Origin of the sequence: Stutzerimonas urumqiensis, from assembly GCF_003640395.1 — a bacterium.
GTDB lineage: Bacteria > Pseudomonadota > Gammaproteobacteria > Pseudomonadales > Pseudomonadaceae > Stutzerimonas > Stutzerimonas urumqiensis.
In genome coordinates this window covers 339,162-354,975 of sequence record NZ_RBZQ01000002.1, presented here as the reverse complement: position 1 = coordinate 354,975, position 15,814 = coordinate 339,162, and the positions used below count along the sequence as shown (strand labels likewise).

General features: G+C 67.1%; 16 protein-coding genes. All 16 read left to right on the top strand.

All coding sequences use genetic code 11. The features are described from left to right. Window positions 1–2 precede the first annotated feature (2 nt). The 16 genes from fcl to pcaF all read left to right on the top strand — a co-directional run bounded on the left by fcl (window position 3) and on the right by pcaF (window position 15,262). Complete coding sequence (gene fcl, locus D7325_RS05050) at window positions 3–977, top strand: GDP-L-fucose synthase (RefSeq protein ID WP_120994439.1); 975 nt, start codon at window positions 3–5, stop codon at window positions 975–977. After that, window positions 977–1,462, top strand: a complete 486-nt coding sequence (locus tag D7325_RS05045; protein WP_120994438.1) for a GDP-mannose mannosyl hydrolase — start codon at window positions 977–979, stop codon at window positions 1,460–1,462. Before fcl ends, D7325_RS05045 begins: the two co-directional genes overlap by 1 nt. Beyond that, window positions 1,459–2,811: a hypothetical protein gene (locus D7325_RS05040; RefSeq protein WP_245962012.1), complete on the top strand. Its 1,353-nt coding sequence runs from the start codon at window positions 1,459–1,461 to the stop codon at window positions 2,809–2,811. The genes D7325_RS05045 and D7325_RS05040 overlap by 4 nt, the downstream gene beginning before the upstream one ends. Next, window positions 2,768–3,532 (top strand): glycosyltransferase, encoded by a 765-nt coding sequence (locus tag D7325_RS05035; protein WP_120994437.1) that lies wholly within the window; start codon window positions 2,768–2,770, stop codon window positions 3,530–3,532. Before D7325_RS05040 ends, D7325_RS05035 begins: the two co-directional genes overlap by 44 nt. A gap of 97 nt (window positions 3,533–3,629) precedes the next feature. Next, window positions 3,630–4,607: a phosphoribosyltransferase family protein gene (locus D7325_RS05030; protein ID WP_120994436.1), complete on the top strand. Its 978-nt coding sequence runs from the start codon at window positions 3,630–3,632 to the stop codon at window positions 4,605–4,607. Window positions 4,608–4,792: 185 nt separating this feature from the next. Beyond that, the gene (locus D7325_RS05025) at window positions 4,793–5,701 is read left to right on the top strand and encodes a WecB/TagA/CpsF family glycosyltransferase (protein ID WP_120994435.1); all 909 of its coding nucleotides are present in this window, start codon (window positions 4,793–4,795) and stop codon (window positions 5,699–5,701) included. A gap of 145 nt (window positions 5,702–5,846) precedes the next feature. Next, window positions 5,847–7,298: a GMC oxidoreductase gene (locus D7325_RS05020; protein ID WP_120994434.1), complete on the top strand. Its 1,452-nt coding sequence runs from the start codon at window positions 5,847–5,849 to the stop codon at window positions 7,296–7,298. Window positions 7,299–7,309: 11 nt separating this feature from the next. Next, complete coding sequence (locus tag D7325_RS05015; protein ID WP_120994433.1) at window positions 7,310–7,720, top strand: hypothetical protein; 411 nt, start codon at window positions 7,310–7,312, stop codon at window positions 7,718–7,720. Window positions 7,721–7,948: 228 nt separating this feature from the next. Further along, window positions 7,949–8,668 carry a protocatechuate 3,4-dioxygenase subunit beta gene (gene pcaH, locus D7325_RS05010; RefSeq protein ID WP_120994432.1) on the top strand — a complete coding sequence of 240 codons (720 nt, stop codon included), beginning with the start codon at window positions 7,949–7,951 and terminating at the stop codon, window positions 8,666–8,668. Window positions 8,669–8,680: 12 nt separating this feature from the next. Beyond that, on the top strand, window positions 8,681–9,286 hold the full coding sequence (pcaG, locus tag D7325_RS05005) for a protocatechuate 3,4-dioxygenase subunit alpha (protein WP_120994431.1): 606 nt from the start codon (window positions 8,681–8,683) through the stop codon (window positions 9,284–9,286). Beyond that, window positions 9,276–10,340 (top strand): cell division protein ZapE, encoded by a 1,065-nt coding sequence (zapE, locus tag D7325_RS05000; RefSeq protein WP_245962011.1) that lies wholly within the window; start codon window positions 9,276–9,278, stop codon window positions 10,338–10,340. Before pcaG ends, zapE begins: the two co-directional genes overlap by 11 nt. A gap of 23 nt (window positions 10,341–10,363) precedes the next feature. Next, window positions 10,364–11,293 (top strand): AEC family transporter, encoded by a 930-nt coding sequence (locus D7325_RS04995; RefSeq protein ID WP_120994429.1) that lies wholly within the window; start codon window positions 10,364–10,366, stop codon window positions 11,291–11,293. Window positions 11,294–11,369: 76 nt separating this feature from the next. Then, entirely contained in the window at window positions 11,370–12,206 is an 837-nt protein-coding gene (locus tag D7325_RS04990) for an IclR family transcriptional regulator domain-containing protein (protein WP_120994428.1), read from the top strand. Window positions 12,207–12,414: 208 nt separating this feature from the next. After that, window positions 12,415–13,278 (top strand): CoA transferase subunit A, encoded by an 864-nt coding sequence (locus D7325_RS04985; RefSeq protein WP_120994427.1) that lies wholly within the window; start codon window positions 12,415–12,417, stop codon window positions 13,276–13,278. Next, window positions 13,278–14,060: a CoA-transferase subunit beta gene (locus D7325_RS04980; protein WP_120994426.1), complete on the top strand. Its 783-nt coding sequence runs from the start codon at window positions 13,278–13,280 to the stop codon at window positions 14,058–14,060. Before D7325_RS04985 ends, D7325_RS04980 begins: the two co-directional genes overlap by 1 nt. Continuing rightward, on the top strand, window positions 14,057–15,262 hold the full coding sequence (gene pcaF, locus D7325_RS04975; protein WP_120994425.1) for a 3-oxoadipyl-CoA thiolase: 1,206 nt from the start codon (window positions 14,057–14,059) through the stop codon (window positions 15,260–15,262). The genes D7325_RS04980 and pcaF overlap by 4 nt, the downstream gene beginning before the upstream one ends. Window positions 15,263–15,814: the final 552 nt, after the last annotated feature.

The following is a 15,814-nucleotide window of genomic DNA, read 5'->3' as shown; positions in this document are numbered from 1 at the left end:
GCATGAGCCGCGACCTCGACCAGCGCATCTTCGTCGCCGGCCACCGGGGCATGGTCGGCTCGGCGATCGTTCGCCGGCTGAAAGCCCTCGGTTACCGTGACCTCGTCACCCGTACCCGCGACGAGCTGGACCTCACCGATCAGGCGGCGGTTCGCGCATTCTTCGCCGAACAGCGGATCGACCAGGTCTACCTGGCGTCGGCCAAGGTCGGCGGCATCCATGCCAACAACCAGTACCCGGCCGAGTTCATCTACGAGAACCTGATGATCGAGGCCAACGTCATCCACGCCGCTCACCAGAGCGGCGTGCAGCGCCTGCTGTTCCTCGGCTCGTCGTGCATCTACCCCAAGCTCGCCGAACAGCCGATGAAGGAAGACGCGCTGCTGACCGGTACGCTCGAGCCGACCAACGAGCCCTATGCGATCGCCAAGATCGCCGGCATCAAGCTCTGCGAGAGCTACAACCGCCAGTACGGGCGCGACTACCGCAGCGTGATGCCGACCAACCTCTACGGCCCGAACGACAACTTCCACCCGGAGAACAGCCACGTCATCCCGGCGCTGTTGCGGCGCTTCCACGAAGCGGCGCTCAACGGCGACGAGGAGGTCGTGATTTGGGGCAGCGGCACGCCCAAGCGCGAGTTCCTGCACGTCGACGACATGGCGGCGGCGTCGGTCCACGTGATGGAGCTGGACACCCAGACCTACCAGGCCAACACCCAGCCGATGCTCTCGCACATCAACGTCGGTACCGGCGTCGATTGCAGCATCCGCGAACTGGCCGAAATCATCGCCAAGGTGACTGAGTTCGGGGGCCGCTTGAGCTTCGATGCGAGCAAGCCGGACGGCGCGCCGCGCAAGCTGATGGACGTCTCGCGCCTCGAAGCGATGGGCTGGAAGGCTGGCATCGGATTGGAGGAGGGACTGCGCAGCGCCTACCGCTGGTTCCTCGAACACCGCGAAACGGTGCGCGCCTGATGTATCTGCCCGCCGAGACCTTCGCCACGGTCGTCGCCAGCACGCCGCTGGTGTCCATCGATCTGGTGGTGCGCGATGCCAGCGGCGCCATCCTGCTCGGCGAGCGGTTGAACCGGCCGGCGCAGGGCTTCTGGTTCGTGCCGGGCGGGCGCATCTACAAGGGCGAGACGCTGGACGCCGCGTTCCGCCGGCTCAGCGAGGCCGAGCTGGGGCGCCCGTTCGAACGCGCCGAGGCACGCCTGCTGGGCGTCTACGAGCACTTCTACGGCGACAGCGTGTTCGGCGAGGGCGGTGACTGTCCCGACACCCATTACGTGGTGCTCGGCTATCTCGTGGAACTGCCGGCCGGCGCCGTACTCGAACCGCCGACCGCGCAGCATGGCCAGTACCGCTGGTGGCGCTGCGACGACCTGCGCGCCGAGCCGCGCGTTCACAACCACACGCGTGCCTACCTGGCCGCAATCGATCAGGGAGTCGACCGATGAGACAGGGAGTCGCCACCGCGCCGCACCCAGGGCACTTTGCCGCCGCACCGCTGCACGAACGAACCGTCGGGTTTTCGTTGTCGCGCGCGACCTTGTTCCTGCTGATCCTGGTGAATTCCACCGTTTTCTTCCTCACCGACGACAAGCTCGCCGGACTGCCGTTCGCGCGCGAGCTGTTCCTGCTCGCGGTGGTCGCCGTCACGGGCCTGCTGTTCGTCACCTGGCGGGAGATCTACTTCTCCAAGACCAGCCTGTGGATCATGTTCATGGGCATCGTGCTGCCGCTGGGCTCGGCGGGGCTGGCCAACCTCAACTTCGGCCAGCCGCTTCCGTTCGGGCTGCTGGAAGAGCGCCGCATGGTGATGTACCTGGTGTTCTTCCCGATGCTGTTGCTGCTGTTCACCGCGCAGCCGACGGAACGGGACCTCGAGCGCTACTTCCTGATCGCCGGGGTGATCTGCGGCCTGGTCGGCTTCGGCTATTACTTCGAGATCATCCCGGAGAACGGCAACATTTCCTTCGACAAGGACCAGGTCGAGATGGGCGCCAACCTGCTGCGCCCGGATCGCTTCCGGATCGGTTCGGGCTACGTCTCGCTGTGCGCGGTGATCCTGTTGTACCGCATGCGCGATCGGGTCTCGCTGAACGACCTGCTGCTGCTGCTGTTCTTCACCGCCTACCTGTGGTTCGTCATGCAGACCCGCCAGACGATGGCCGGCTGGGCGCTGGCGGGGCTGTGGATCTTCCGCAACCGCATCGACTCGCTGTTCAAGGTGGGCGTGCTCGCCGGCGGCCTGCTGGGCGTGGCCTATCTCATCTTCCCGGCCTTTTTCCACGACCAGTACGAGAAGCTCGTGCTGCTCTACGAGGAGGCGCTAACCGGCGGCGACGTGCGCGGCCAGACCATCGACATCATCGTCAGGGAGGTCGCGGATAACTGGTACGTCGGCATGGGCGCGCTGTCGCAGCAATGGAACGGTGGCTTCTCGGCCCTCTACAACCCGCACTTCTTCCTGTCCGACGTCGGCATCTTCGGCGTCTATTACCGCTTCGGCGCGCTGACCCCGCTGATCGCGGCGGTGTTCTACCTCGGCTTCTTCTGGATCATGGCTCAGACCAAGCGCAAGGGGCATCTGCTCAGCGCCTTCCAGCTCAAGTTCTGGATCACCTTCATGAGCCTCGTGCTCTCCAACGCCATGACCTTCGGCGGCGACATGCTCGGCATGACGGCTGCCATCTTCCTGTACTTCGCACACGTCGAGGCGCAGGAGAAGGACGTATCGCAAACCTTGGGATGGGCTAACCATGACTCCGTTCAGTATCGTCACCATCAGCTGGAACAATCTTGAGGGGCTCAAGCAGACCTACGAGAGCCTGCGTGCGCAGACCTATCGGAACTTCCGCTGGATCGTCATCGACGGCGCATCCAAGGACGGCACCCTGGCCTGGCTGCAATCGCTGAACGAGGCCAACGCCGAGATCACCTGCGAGCCGGACAAGGGCATCTACGACGCCATGAACAAGGGACTGCGCCAGGCCGTGCAGACCCCCGGCTACACGCTGTTTCTCAACAGCGGCGACAGCCTGGCCGACGCGGGCGTGCTGGCCGACGTGGCCGCCGCTATCGACGGCGCGGCGGTGGCGCCGAAGTTCGTCTACGGCGACTTCTTCCGCCGCGAGCCCAACGGCTACATGCGCCACACCACCGCACGACCGATCGAACGGGTGCGCGTGGGGCTGCCGGCCAGCCACCAGACCATGTACTTCGAGAACGAGCGCCTGCGCGGCATGAGCTTCCGCGAGAACTACAAGCTCTCGGCCGACTACTGCATGCTCATCGAGTTTCTCGATGGGCTGGACCTGGGCACGGCGGTCATCTGCCTGCAACGCCCGCTTTGCATCTTCGATGCGACGGGTGTCTCGAACATGCGCCGCTTCGAGGCCATCAAGGAAGACATGCAGATCCGCATGCGCTTCCTCAAGTACTCGGCGGTCAAGGCGTTCGCCCTGTACCTGGCGCACTACCTGCACACCCACAGCAAGATCGTTCGCGCCGCGCTCAATCGCTGAGCCGGCGGCCGCGCGCAGGCCGCGCTTGACCGGGCTCTGACGGAATGAAGCCCGAGCGACCGAGGGAGTGTCCAATGACCATCACCTGGATACGCACATGAATTACCGGAGCTTGAAGGACCTGTCCCACCTCAGCACCCAGTCGGCGAGCCGCATCGCCCCGGATGTCGACCTGGTGGTGGGCATCCCCCGCAGCGGCATGCTGGTCGCCAGCATCATCGCGCTGAAGCTGAACCTGCCGCTGACCGACCTGTACGCCTTCCTGCGCAATGACGAACTGAAGAAAGGCTCGACCCGGACCTACAAGCGCAATGACATGACCCTGCCGCAGCAGGCGCGCAAGATCCTGCTGGTCGACGACAGCATCGCCTCGGGCAAGTCCATGCTCGAAGCGCTCGAGCGCGTCAGGGCGGTGTATGCCGGCGAGGTCGTCACCCTGGTGGCGTTCGGCGAGGCGCACAACCAGCAGCAGGTCGACATCTGCATGGAGATCGTCAAGCAGCCGCGGGTGTTCGAGTGGAACATCATGCACCACCACTTCATGTCCGAAGCCTGCCTGGACATCGACGGCGTGCTCTGCGAGGACCCGACCGCCGACGACAACGACGACGGGGTGAACTACCTTAAATTCCTGACCCGTGCCCGCCCGCTCTACATCCCCTCGCTGAAGGTGGCCCACCTGGTGACCAGCCGGCTCGAGAAGTACCGGCCCGAGACGGAGGCCTGGCTCGCGGAGCACGGCGTGCAGTACGGCCAGCTGCACATGCTGGACCTGCCGAGCGCGGCCGAGCGGCGCCGGCTGAACATGCACCACAAATTCAAGGCCCAGGTGTACGCCCGGCAGAAGGACGCCTCGCTCTTCGTCGAGAGCGAGATGCAGCAGGCCATCGAGATCATGAAGGCCACCAAGAAGCCGGTGTATTGCATCGAGACCAACGAGATGTACACCCCGAGCAACCTGCATGCGCTCAAGACCAAGGCCGTGCGCAAGGGCTGGGGGCTCAAGCGCAGGCTGGTCGGCGCCGCCCGCGGCCTGGCCTCGCGGTTCGGCCTGGCCGGCAAGCCCGCCGCTTGAACATCAATAACTAGACAGACCGGCGGCAGGCTCGCCCGCCGCCCTTGCAAGCCCGTCAGGATGGCCGGCACGACCGGTTTGCCCGCCCGATGCCGCAGGCGCGGGGGGCGTTACGCAGAACAACTACCCACGCAGCGCTCCCCGTCTTATCGCCGCGCAGGACTACCAGCTTCAGGGATACCGCTATGAATGAGTTACCGGTCAAGGCCATCGACCCTCTCATCAACAGGCTTCGGCTGATGGAGGAGTCGGACATCGCCGCGCTGATCGCCGAACTGTGCGCGGTGAAGACGCCCACCATCCTCGGCTTTCTCAACCAGCACGGCTACAACCTCGCCCAGCGCAGCCCGCGGATCTACCACAGCTTCACGGAGGTCGACTGCCTGCTGCGCGACGGCATCGGTATCAAGATGGCCTGCAAGTTCAACCGGCTCGAGCCGGGCGCCAACCTCAACGGCTCGGACTTCATTCCGCGGCTGTTCAGCCACCTGGCCGACGATCCGGCCGGCAACGTCGAGTTCTTCGCTATGGGCACCCGGGAGCCATGGCTGAGCCAGGGCGCCAAGGCGCTGTTCGGCGAGCACCCGTTCGCCGCGATCGACGGTTTCCGCAGCCCCGAGGAGTACGTCGACTTCGTCATGGAGCGCCACGTCGCGGGCCACTTCCCGGTGGTGGTGCTGGCGATGGGCATGCCCAAGCAGGAGGAGATCGCCGTGTTGCTGCGCCAGCGTCTGGACGGCCCGGCGCTGTTCATCTGTGGCGGTGCGATTCTCGACTTCGCCGCCGAGCGCTTCCCGCGTGCGCCCATGCTCGTCCGGCAGATCGGCATGGAATGGCTGTTCCGACTGGTGATGGAACCCAAGCGGCTGTTCTCGCGCTATGCGATCGGTATCCCGCTGTTCTTCTTCTATGCGCTGCGCAACGCGGGCGTCAGCCTGCCGGCCGCCGAGCGGGCAGCCAGCGACTACAAGCGACAGCTGAGCGAGCGGCTGGTCGAGGATTCGCTCGGCGAGGCGGTCAAGCACGCGGCGCAGGATGTCGACGCACTGGCAACGCCCCGCCAGGCCACATCGGTCGGCGTGTCGCAAACCTGAACCCGCGAACGTGCCCGTGCATGCGGGGGCGTTCGCTCAACCAGCGACGGGAACCGGCGTAGTGGCCCGCTCCCGTCCAAGGCAACTTCGAGGGCTGGCGACAAGGCGGTGAGCCAACGAGGAAGCTGCACCAAAGGGAATTTTCATGGAGCTTAACCGCGTTAGCGCCGCGGCCGTCGAAGGCGGTCATTACGAACTGGTGATCATTGGGTCGGGATTCGGCTCGACGTTCTTCCTCTCCCAGGCCATCGAAAAACTCAAGGGCCGCGTCCTGGTCATCGAGTGGGGCGACTTCCACCCCTGGGCCTGGCAGATCCAGAGCCAGTCCAACACCCTGATCACGCCGGATTCCACCTACCGCAACCTCGGCGAAAAGCCCTGGAACACCACCATCGCGCTGGGTGGCGGGATGAATTGCTGGTTCTCCCAGACGCCCCGCCTGCACCCCAGCGACTTCGCCACCCGTACGCGCTACGGCGTTGGGCATGACTGGCCGTTCGGCTATGACGAACTCGAGCCCTTCTATGGCCAGGCCGAGCGGATCATGTCGATTTCCGGCGACCCGGACATGGCGCGCGTGCTGCCGCGCAGTACGCCCTTCCCGCAGCCGCCGCACCGTGGCACGGCCATCGACCGGCTGATGAAGGCGGCCATGCCCGATTACCACTTCATCACGCCCACGGCACGCCCGCGCGTGGCCACCGAACACCGTGGCGCCTGCTGCTCGAACGCGAGCTGCAACCTGTGCCCCGTCAACGCCAAGTTCACCGCCGAGAACGGATTCCCGACCCTGTTCGGCCACCCCAAGGTGGATGTCGTGCTGAAGTCGCAGGTCCAGCGGCTCGAGTACAGCGGCGGCCAGGTGTCGGGCGTCGAGTTCGTGCACGACGGCCGGACCCACCACGTCTCGGGCGACCTGTTCGTGCTGGGCGCCAATGCCATCCAGAGCCCGGCCATCCTGCTGCGCTCGGGCATGGATCACGGCGACACCGGGCGCGGACTGCACGAGCAGGTCGGCGCCAACCTCGAGGTGTTCCTCGACGGGCTCGAAAATTTCGACGGCAGCACCATCACCACCGGCCTGAACTACTTCTTCTACGACGGCGACTTCCGCAAGGAGCGCTCGGCGGCGCTGCTCTATTTCGAGAATCGCTGGCCCTACGGCCTGCGCAAGGAGCCGGGGCGTCACCGCGAGATCCTGCCGATGATGATCGCCTCCGAAGACCTGCCGCACCGCGACAACCGCGTCACCATCGATCCCGAGACCGGCCAGGCGATCATCGATTACCGGGGCGAATCGGACTACGGCAAGCGCGGCGTCGAGCATGCCTTCGCCAACCTGGACAAGCTGCTGGCGCCGTTGCCGGTCGAGTCGATCCAGTTCAAGGAGTGGCGTCTGACCGAGTCGCACGTGCAGGGCACGCTGCGCATGGGGGTCGACGGCGATGGCTCGGTGATCGACGCCGGGATGATCCACCACCGCCTGCGCAACCTCGTGGTCGTCGGCACGGCGGCCTTCCCGAGCTGTTCGCCGGCCAACCCGAGCCTGACCGCCGCGGCCCTGTCGCTGCGCGCCGCCCACCGCCTGTTCGGCTGAGGAGAGCTGCCATGAACCGTCGTCGTTTCTTCGTCGCTTCCGCCGCTACCCTCGGGGTCGCGGCCATCGGCACCGCCGCGTTCGTCTACCAGGATCGCTACAGCTTCATCGCCGAGGCCGTTCGGCGGCTCATGGGGCACGACTACCGCGTCGCCGCGGCCCAGCAGAAGGCCTTCGTCGACGATTTTCTCGAGGATTACAGCGACAAGCGCACGGCCGGCCTGATCACCTTCCAGCGTGGGCACGAGCTGGGGCTGGGTTCGAGCTTCTCCGCCTACCAGATCGATCGTTTCGAGCGTGAACTCATCACCCACGTCGTGACGCACACCGATTACCTGGCCAAGGCGGCGGGCGACTCGCACGAGCTGAGCTACCTGGGGCGTTATCCCTGCCGCAACCCGTTCGCCCAGTTCACCGTCTGAGCATGGTTCCAGGTGTCGGGCCGGTTATGGCGCGACGCCTGGACGGCGCGTCACCTGTTGCGCGAAACCTGGGCGGCCGGCCCGGTCGCTCGTCTTCCACGTTGACAGCCATAACCGATGGGTTATGGCTTGGCCGCAATTTTTCAGTTTTCCTATCCGCTCGGGCTGGCCGACACTGCCCGTCCGCCTGCTCGCAGGCCTCCATAAAACCTACAAGAGGAGCTCGCCATGTCCGCCGTGGACAGCAGCCGCTTTGTCGTGCGCGACCGCAACTGGCACCCCAAAGCCCTGACCCCCGACTACAAGACATCGGTGCCGCGTTCGCCGCGCCAGGCGCTGGTCAGCATTCCGCAATCCCTGTCCGAGGCCAGCGGGCCGGACTTCTCGCACCTGCGGTTCGGCGAGCATGACAACGACCTGCTGCTGAACTTCGATCACGGCGGCCTGCCGGTCGGCGAGCGCATCATCGTGGCGGGCCGGGTCATGGACCAGTACGGCAAGCCCATCCCGCGCACCCTGGTGGAAATCTGGCAGGCCAACGCCGGCGGTCGTTATCGGCACAAGAACGACCGCTACCTGGCGCCGCTGGACCCGAATTTCGGCGGCGTCGGCCGGGCGATCACCGACAACGACGGCCAGTACGTCTTTCGCACCGTCAAGCCCGGCCCCTACCCGTGGCGCAATGGCCCCAACGATTGGCGCCCGGCGCACATCCACGTTTCGGTCAGCGGTCCGTCGATTTCCACGCGCCTGATCACTCAGCTGTATTTCGAAGGCGATCCGCTGATCCCGTTGTGTCCGATCGTCAAGTCCATCGCCAATCCCGAGGCGGTCGACACGCTGATCGCACGGCTCGACATGGGCATGGCCATCCCGATGGATTGCCTGGCCTATCGCTTCGACATCGTCCTGCGCGGCCAGCGCAAGACCCACTTCGAAAACCGCTGAGGAGGCGCCCGCATGCCCGTTCGACTGCTGCCCGAAACCCCCTCGCAGACCGCCGGCCCCTACGTGCACATCGGCCTGGCGCTGGCTGCGGCCGGCAACCCGACCCGTGAAATCGAGATATGGAACCAGATGGCCAAGCCTGGCGCGCCCGGCGAGCACATTCTGCTGCTGGGTAACGTCTACGATGGCAATGGCCACCTGGTGCGCGACTCCTTCCTGGAGTTCTGGCAGGCCAACGCCGACGGCGATTACGACCCGGTGTACGACGTCGAGAAGCCGTTCAACAGTTTCGGCCGCACCGCCACCACTTTCGATGCTGGCGAGTGGGCCCTCCACACCGTCAAGCCCGGCCCGGTCAGGACCGCCGGCGGCGCCTGCACCGCGCCGCACATCAACGTCTCGCTGTTCGCCCGCGGCATCAACATTCACCTGCAGACGCGGCTGTACTTCGACGACGAGGCCGACGCCAACGCGAAGGATCCGGTACTCAACCTGATCGAACAGCCACAGCGACGCGAGACCCTGGTCGCCCGCCGCTGCGACGTGGATGGCAAGACGGCCTACCGCTTCGACATTCGTATCCAGGGGGAAGGAGAGACGGTGTTCTTTGACTTCTAGCGTCGATCCGGCCGGCCCTGCCGCCGACCAGCCATCCACGGCCACCCTGATCGGCCAGCGCTTCGAACAGGCGCTGGCTGATCGTGCGTTCGTCCCCGATCCGGCACAGAAGGCCGCCATGCACGCGCTCGCCGACTGGCTGGACGCCCGGCTGCGCCCGCGCCGCTGGCGCCGCCAGCCGGCGGCCGGCGTCTACCTGTGGGGAGGGGTCGGGCGCGGCAAGAGCTTCGTCATGGATCGCTTCTTCGAGGCCGCGCCGGTCGCCGACAAGCGCCGCGTGCACTTCCATGCCTTTCTCCAGGAAGTCCAGGTGCGCAGCGCCGAGTTCGCCGGTCGACCCGATCCACTGCGGCTGCTCGCCGAGGCGATCACGCAGCGGACCCGGCTGCTGTGCTTCGATGAATTCCACGTGCACGACATCGGCGACGCCCGTCTGCTCGGGCGACTGCTGGAAGGCTTGGTCGAGGCGGGCGTCGGGCTGGTCTGCACGTCCAATTACGCCCCGCGCGGCCTTTGCCCCAATCCGCTGTACCGCGAACGCTTCGCGCCGACCATCGCCCTGATCGAGCGCCGCTTCCAGGTGCTCGAACTCGACGGCGGCGAGGATTACCGCCAGCGCGGCGACTACCGCTGGGGCGATTACCGGCAGGCCGAGGCCACCGATTGGCTCGCCGGCGCGCCGGCGCCCGGACCGCAGGCAACCCGCGACGTGGCGTGCGAGGTCCATCACCGCCCGCTGCACCTGCTGGCCCGAGACGGCGACACCGCCTGGCTGACGGTGGACGAGCTGTTTCGCGAACCGCGCTCCAGCCGCGACTACCTCTGGCTGTGCGACCAGTTCCGCCGGCTGGTGGTCGGGCCGTTGGCGCCGCTGCACGGGGAAAGAACGGACGTCATACAACGCTTCGTGAATTTCATCGACATCGTCTACGATGCGGACCTGCACCTGACACTGGTCGGTACCGCGCCGCGGGAGGCGCTGCTCGATCCCGCCGCGCACCCCGATCTCGCCCGCACGGCCAGTCGCCTGGCCCAGCTTGCATCCCGTCCCTGACGGACGTCCTTCAGAGTCGTCACATGCTCCAGATCCTCGGCATCACCGCGCCCATCTTCGTGCTGATCGGCATCGGCTACCTGGCGGCGCGCTTCGCCATCGTCAACCGCGAGCAGGTCGCCGGCATGGGCAAGTTCGTCATCACCTTCGCGCTGCCCGCACTGGTGATGAAAGCGCTGCTGGACCGGCCGCTCGAGGAAGTGTTCGACGCCCATTACGTGATCGCCTACGGGCTGGCCTCGCAGCTGGTGTTCTGGGGCGGCCTGGCCTTCGCGCGGCTGGTGCGGCGCGACACCCTGACCGCCAGCGCGATCACCGCGATGGGGATGTCGGTCTCCAACAGCGGCTTCATCGGCTACCCGATCGCGGCGATGGCGCTCGGCTCGACCGCGGCCGTCGCCATGGCGCTGAACATGATGGTCGAGAACCTCCTGATGATCCCGCTGGCGCTGATGCTCGCCGAGCTGGGCGAGCAGAAAGGTCGTGGCGCCGCGGCGGCGCTGCGCGAGACCGGGCTGCGGCTGGTGCGCAACCCGATCATCCTGGCGATCTCCCTGGGCCTGGCGCTGGCGCTACTGGGCGTGCGGCTGCCGGCCATCCCGGCGAAGGTGCTGGAGATGCTCGCGCTGTCGGCCGCGCCGGTAGCCCTGTTCGTCATCGGCGCGAGCCTCTACGGGCTCAAGACCCGCGGGCTGCTGGCCGACGCGGCGCAGCTCGGGGTCGGCAAGCTGGTGCTGCACCCGCTGGCCGTGCTGGCCTGCTTCACGCTGATCGGCGGCATGGAGCCGTCGCTCGCCACCGCGGGGGTGCTGTTCGCCTGTGCGCCGATGATGAGCGTCTTCCCGCTGCTGGGGCAGCGCTTCGGCCTCGAAGGTCGCTGCGCCGCGGCCCTGGTGGTGACCACGGTGTCCTCTTTCGTGACCATCAGCCTGTTCCTCGGCTGGCTGGGTTGAGCGCGGCGGCTGGGGGCTGGCTGCATTTCGATTACCGAACTAAAGTCCGATAATCGCGCAGCCCAGGGAGCCCTCCATGCACGAAGACCGTTCCGGCACGCCGCTCGCGCCGCCGATCATCGCCTCGCCGGCCAAACGCATCGAAGCCTTCACCGGCGACCCCAACTTCATGACCTCGCTGGCGCGCGGCCTGGCGGTCATCCATGCGTTTCAGGAGCGCAAGCGCCACCTGACCATCGCGCAGATCAGCCACCGCACGGAGATCCCGCGCGCCGCCGTGCGCCGTTGCCTGCACACGCTGATGAAGCTCGGCTACGTGACCACCGACGGGCGCACCTACTCGCTGCTGCCCAAGGTGCTCACCCTTGGCCATGCGTACCTGTCGTCGACGCCGCTGGCGGTGACCGCGCAGCCGATCCTCGATCGCCTGAGCGAGCAACTGCACGAAGCCTGCTCGATGGCGACGATGGAGGGCGACGAGATTCTCTACATCGCGCGCTCGGCGACGCCGCAGCGGCTCATCTCGGTGGACCTGAGCGTCGGCAGCCGGCTGCCGGCCTACTGCACCTCGATGGGCCGCATCCTGCTGGCGGCGCTGGATGACGCGGCGCTCGAGGAATACATCGAGCACGCCGAACTGCAGGTCAAGACCAGCCGCACCGTCAGCACGCCCGAGGCGCTGCGCGCCAGCATCGAGGCGATTCGCCGGCAAGGCTGGGTCATCATCGACCAGGAGCTGGAAGTCGGCCTGCGCTCGCTGGCCGTGCCGGTACGTGACTCCGCCGGGCAGGTGCTCGCGGCGCTGAACGTCGGCACCCACGCCGGTCGCGTCAGCCGCCACGAACTGGAGCAGCGCTTTCTGCCGCCGCTGCTCGAGGCGAGCCGAGAGCTGAGCGCCCGCCTGTACAGCTGAAGCGCCGATCGCCGAAGGCCGCGCCCGGGCAACCGTGGCGCGGCCTTTGTCGTCGTGGCGCGCCGAACGGGGCGATCGAGCACCGAAACGATACCGTTCGATAAACGCACCAATAGTCGATTATCGGATTGGCGCTCAGGGGGCGGCTGGGTAACGTGCTGTCACCCGATAGACATCGGAATGCCGGAACCCAACCACGAGAATTCCCATGGCCGATCTCCTTTCCCTGTCCGAAGCCGTCCAGCGCTTCGTGCATGACGGCGATACCGTCGCCCTCGAAGGCTTCACCCACCTGATTCCCACCGCTGCCTCGCACGAGCTGATCCGGCAGAACAAGCGCGACCTGACGCTGGTGCGCATGACCCCCGACCTGGTCTATGACCTCCTGATCGGCGCCGGCTGCGCGAAGAAGCTGATCTTCTCCTGGGGCGGCAACCCCGGCGTCGGCTCGCTGCACCGCCTGCGCGACGCGGTCGAAAAGGGCTGGCCGCAGCCGCTGGAAATCGAAGAACACAGCCACGCGGACCTCGCCAACGCCTACGTCGCCGGCGCCTCCGGGCTGCCCTTCGCGGTGCTGCGCGCCTACGCCGGCTCCGACCTGCCGACGGTCAACCCCATGCTCAAGAGCGTGACCTGCCCCTTCACCGGCGAAGTGCTGGCGGCGGTGCCGAGCGTGCGCCCGGACGTCACCGTGATCCACGCGCAGAAGGCCGATCGCAAGGGCAACGTGCTGCTCTGGGGCATCCTCGGCGTGCAGAAGGAAGCGGCCCTGGCGGCCAAGCGCTGCATCGTCACCGTCGAAGAGGTCGTCGACGACCTGAATGCGCCGATGAACGCCTGCGTGCTGCCGACCTGGGCGATCAGCGCCGTCTGCGAGGTGCCGGGCGGGGCGCACCCGTCCTATGCGCACGGCTATTACGAGCGCGACAACCGCTTCTACCAGGCCTGGGACCCGATCGCCCGCGACCGCGATAGCTTCAACGCCTGGGTCGACGAGTACGTCCGCGGCACCCGTGACTACGCCGAGTTCCGGCACAAGCTCGCCCACGCCAACGCCGGGGAGGCCAACTGATGAGCGCCTATTCGACCAGTGAAATGATGACCGTGGCCGCCGCCCGCCGGCTGAAGAACGGCGCGGTCTGCTTCGTCGGCATCGGCCTGCCGTCCAAGGCCGCCAACCTCGCGCGACTGACGTCGTCGCCCGACGTGGTGCTGATCTACGAATCCGGCCCGATCGGCGCCAAGCCGAGCGTGCTGCCGCTGTCGATCGGCGATGGCGAGCTGGCCGAGACCGCCGACACCGTGGTGCCGACCGGCGAGATCTTCCGTTACTGGCTGCAAGGCGGGCGCATCGACGTGGGCTTCCTCGGCGCGGCGCAGGTGGACCGGTTCGGCAACATCAACACCACGGTGATCGGCGACTATCACCAGCCGAAAGTTCGCTTGCCCGGCGCCGGCGGCGCGCCGGAAATTGCCGGTAGCGCGAAGGAGGTGCTGATCATCCTCAAACAGTCGCATCGCACCTTCGTCGACAAACTGGCGTTCATCACCTCGGTCGGGCACGGCGAGGGTGGCGACCACCGCCAGCGCCTGGGTCTGCCCGGCGCCGGCCCGGTCGCGATCATCACCGATCTGTGCATCATGGAGCCCGAGGCCGGGTCCAACGAGTTCGTGGTCACTTCGCTGCATCCGGGCGTTACCCGCGAGCAGGTGATCGAGAACACCGGCTGGGCCATTCGCTTCGCCGATCAGGTGGCGGTGACCGCCGAACCCAACACGACCGAACTCGAGGCGCTGCGTGCCCTCGAAGCCCGCACCGCCGCGGCGCACGGTCAGAAAGGAGGTGACGAATGACTCGCGACGTATTCATCTGCGACGCCGTGCGCACGCCCATCGGGCGCTTCGGCGGCGGCCTGGCCAACGTGCGCGCCGACGACCTGGCGGCCATTCCGCTCAAGGCCCTGCTCGAGCGCAACCCCGGCCTCGCGCCGGAGGCGATCGACGAGGTGTACATGGGCTGCGCCAACCAGGCCGGCGAGGACAACCGCAACGTCGCGCGCATGGCCGCGCTGCTCGCCGGGCTGCCGGTGAGCGTGCCGGCGATCACCCTGAACCGCCTCTGCGCCTCCGGGCTGGATGCGGTGGGCGCGGGCTTTCGCGCGATCGCTGCGGGCGAGGCGGAGCTGGTGCTGGCCGGCGGCGTCGAGTCGATGTCGCGCGCGCCCTACGTGATGGGCAAGGCCGAGACGGCCTTCGGCCGCACCCAGAAGATCGAGGACACCACCATCGGCTGGCGTTTCGTCAACCCGCTGATGAAACAGCAGTACGGCATCGACTCGATGCCGGAGACCGCCGACAACGTCGCCCAGGAATACGACGTCTCGCGCGCCGACCAGGACGCCTTCGCCCTGCGCAGCCAGCAGCGCGCGGCGGCCGCGCAGGAAGCCGGCTTCTTCGCCGAAGAGATCGTCCCGGTGGTGATCAAAACGAAGAAGGGCGAGACGGTGGTCGATGCCGACGAGCACCTGCGCCCGGATACCACCGCCGAAGCGCTGGCCAAGCTCAAGCCGGTCAACGGCCCGGACAAGACCATCACCGCCGGCAATGCCTCGGGCGTCAACGATGGCGCCGCGGCGATCGTCCTGGCCTCTAAGGAGGCGGTGGAAAAATACGGCCTGACGCCGCGTGCGCGCATCCTCGGCATGGCCTCGGCCGGCGTCGAGCCGCGGGTCATGGGGATCGGCCCGATCCCGGCGGTGCGCAAGCTGCTCGGCCGGCTCGGGAAGACGGTCGAGGACTTCGACGTCATCGAGCTGAACGAAGCCTTCGCCGCCCAGGCGCTGGCCTGCGTGCGTGACTTCGGCCTGCCGGACGACAGCGACAAGGTCAACCCGCAGGGCGGCGGCATCGCCCTCGGCCACCCGCTGGGCATGAGCGGCACGCGCATCGTGCTGAGCACCGTGCACTGGCTGGAAAGGAACGGTGGCACCTTGGGCCTGGCGACCATGTGCGTCGGCGTCGGGCAGGGCGTGGCACTGGCGGTCGAGCGCGTCTGACGCCTGCCGCGGGCTTTGCGTAGGCGCCAGCGTGCTGGCGAACCGGTGGGCACGGCGTGAGGGGATCGCGAGCAAGCTCGCTCCTACGAAGTGCACGTCGCGTTGCGGGCCGACTCAGGCATCTACCTGCGCGCCCGCGCTGCACGCGATGCGCATGCACGAAGCCCGGCTCGCGGCACCTGGGCTCTTGTAGGAGCCAGCTTGCTGGCGAACCGGTGGGCACGGCGGTAAGGGGATTCGCGAGCAAGCTCGCTCCTACGGGGTGCACGTCGCGTTGCGGGCCGACTCAGGCAGCTACCCTGCGCGCCCGCTGCACGCGATGGGCATGCACGAAACCCGGCTCGCGACTCCTGTAGGAGCGAGCTTGCTCGCGAACCGGCGGGCACGGCGTAAGGAGATTCGCGAGCAAGCTCGCTCCTACGAAGTGCACGTCGCGTTGCGGGCCGACTCAGGTATCTGCCCTGCGCGCCCGCTGCACGCGATGGGCATGAACGAAGCCCGGTTCGCGGCGCCTGGGCGCCTGTAGGAGCCAGCTTGCTGGCGAACCGGTGG

Bases quoted from the DNA above. Each gene is read 5' to 3' on its own strand.
- D7325_RS05015 (WP_120994433.1), top strand. From the start codon at position 7,310: ATGAACCGTCGTCGTTTCTTCGTCGCTTCCGCCGCTACCCTCGGGGTC.
- D7325_RS05040 (WP_245962012.1), top strand. From the start codon at position 1,459: ATGAGACAGGGAGTCGCCACCGCGCCGCACCCAGGGCACTTTGCCGCC.
- D7325_RS05025 (WP_120994435.1), top strand. From the start codon at position 4,793: ATGAATGAGTTACCGGTCAAGGCCATCGACCCTCTCATCAACAGGCTT.
- D7325_RS05035 (WP_120994437.1), top strand. From the start codon at position 2,768: ATGACTCCGTTCAGTATCGTCACCATCAGCTGGAACAATCTTGAGGGG.
- pcaG (WP_120994431.1), top strand. From the start codon at position 8,681: ATGCCCGTTCGACTGCTGCCCGAAACCCCCTCGCAGACCGCCGGCCCC.
- D7325_RS05045 (WP_120994438.1), top strand. From the start codon at position 977: ATGTATCTGCCCGCCGAGACCTTCGCCACGGTCGTCGCCAGCACGCCG.
- D7325_RS05030 (WP_120994436.1), top strand. From the start codon at position 3,630: ATGAATTACCGGAGCTTGAAGGACCTGTCCCACCTCAGCACCCAGTCG.
- D7325_RS04985 (WP_120994427.1), top strand. From the start codon at position 12,415: ATGGCCGATCTCCTTTCCCTGTCCGAAGCCGTCCAGCGCTTCGTGCAT.
- D7325_RS04990 (WP_120994428.1), top strand. From the start codon at position 11,370: ATGCACGAAGACCGTTCCGGCACGCCGCTCGCGCCGCCGATCATCGCC.
- D7325_RS04995 (WP_120994429.1), top strand. From the start codon at position 10,364: ATGCTCCAGATCCTCGGCATCACCGCGCCCATCTTCGTGCTGATCGGC.
- D7325_RS04980 (WP_120994426.1), top strand. From the start codon at position 13,278: ATGAGCGCCTATTCGACCAGTGAAATGATGACCGTGGCCGCCGCCCGC.
- pcaH (WP_120994432.1), top strand. From the start codon at position 7,949: ATGTCCGCCGTGGACAGCAGCCGCTTTGTCGTGCGCGACCGCAACTGG.
- pcaF (WP_120994425.1), top strand. From the start codon at position 14,057: ATGACTCGCGACGTATTCATCTGCGACGCCGTGCGCACGCCCATCGGG.
- D7325_RS05020 (WP_120994434.1), top strand. From the start codon at position 5,847: ATGGAGCTTAACCGCGTTAGCGCCGCGGCCGTCGAAGGCGGTCATTAC.
- fcl (WP_120994439.1), top strand. From the start codon at position 3: ATGAGCCGCGACCTCGACCAGCGCATCTTCGTCGCCGGCCACCGGGGC.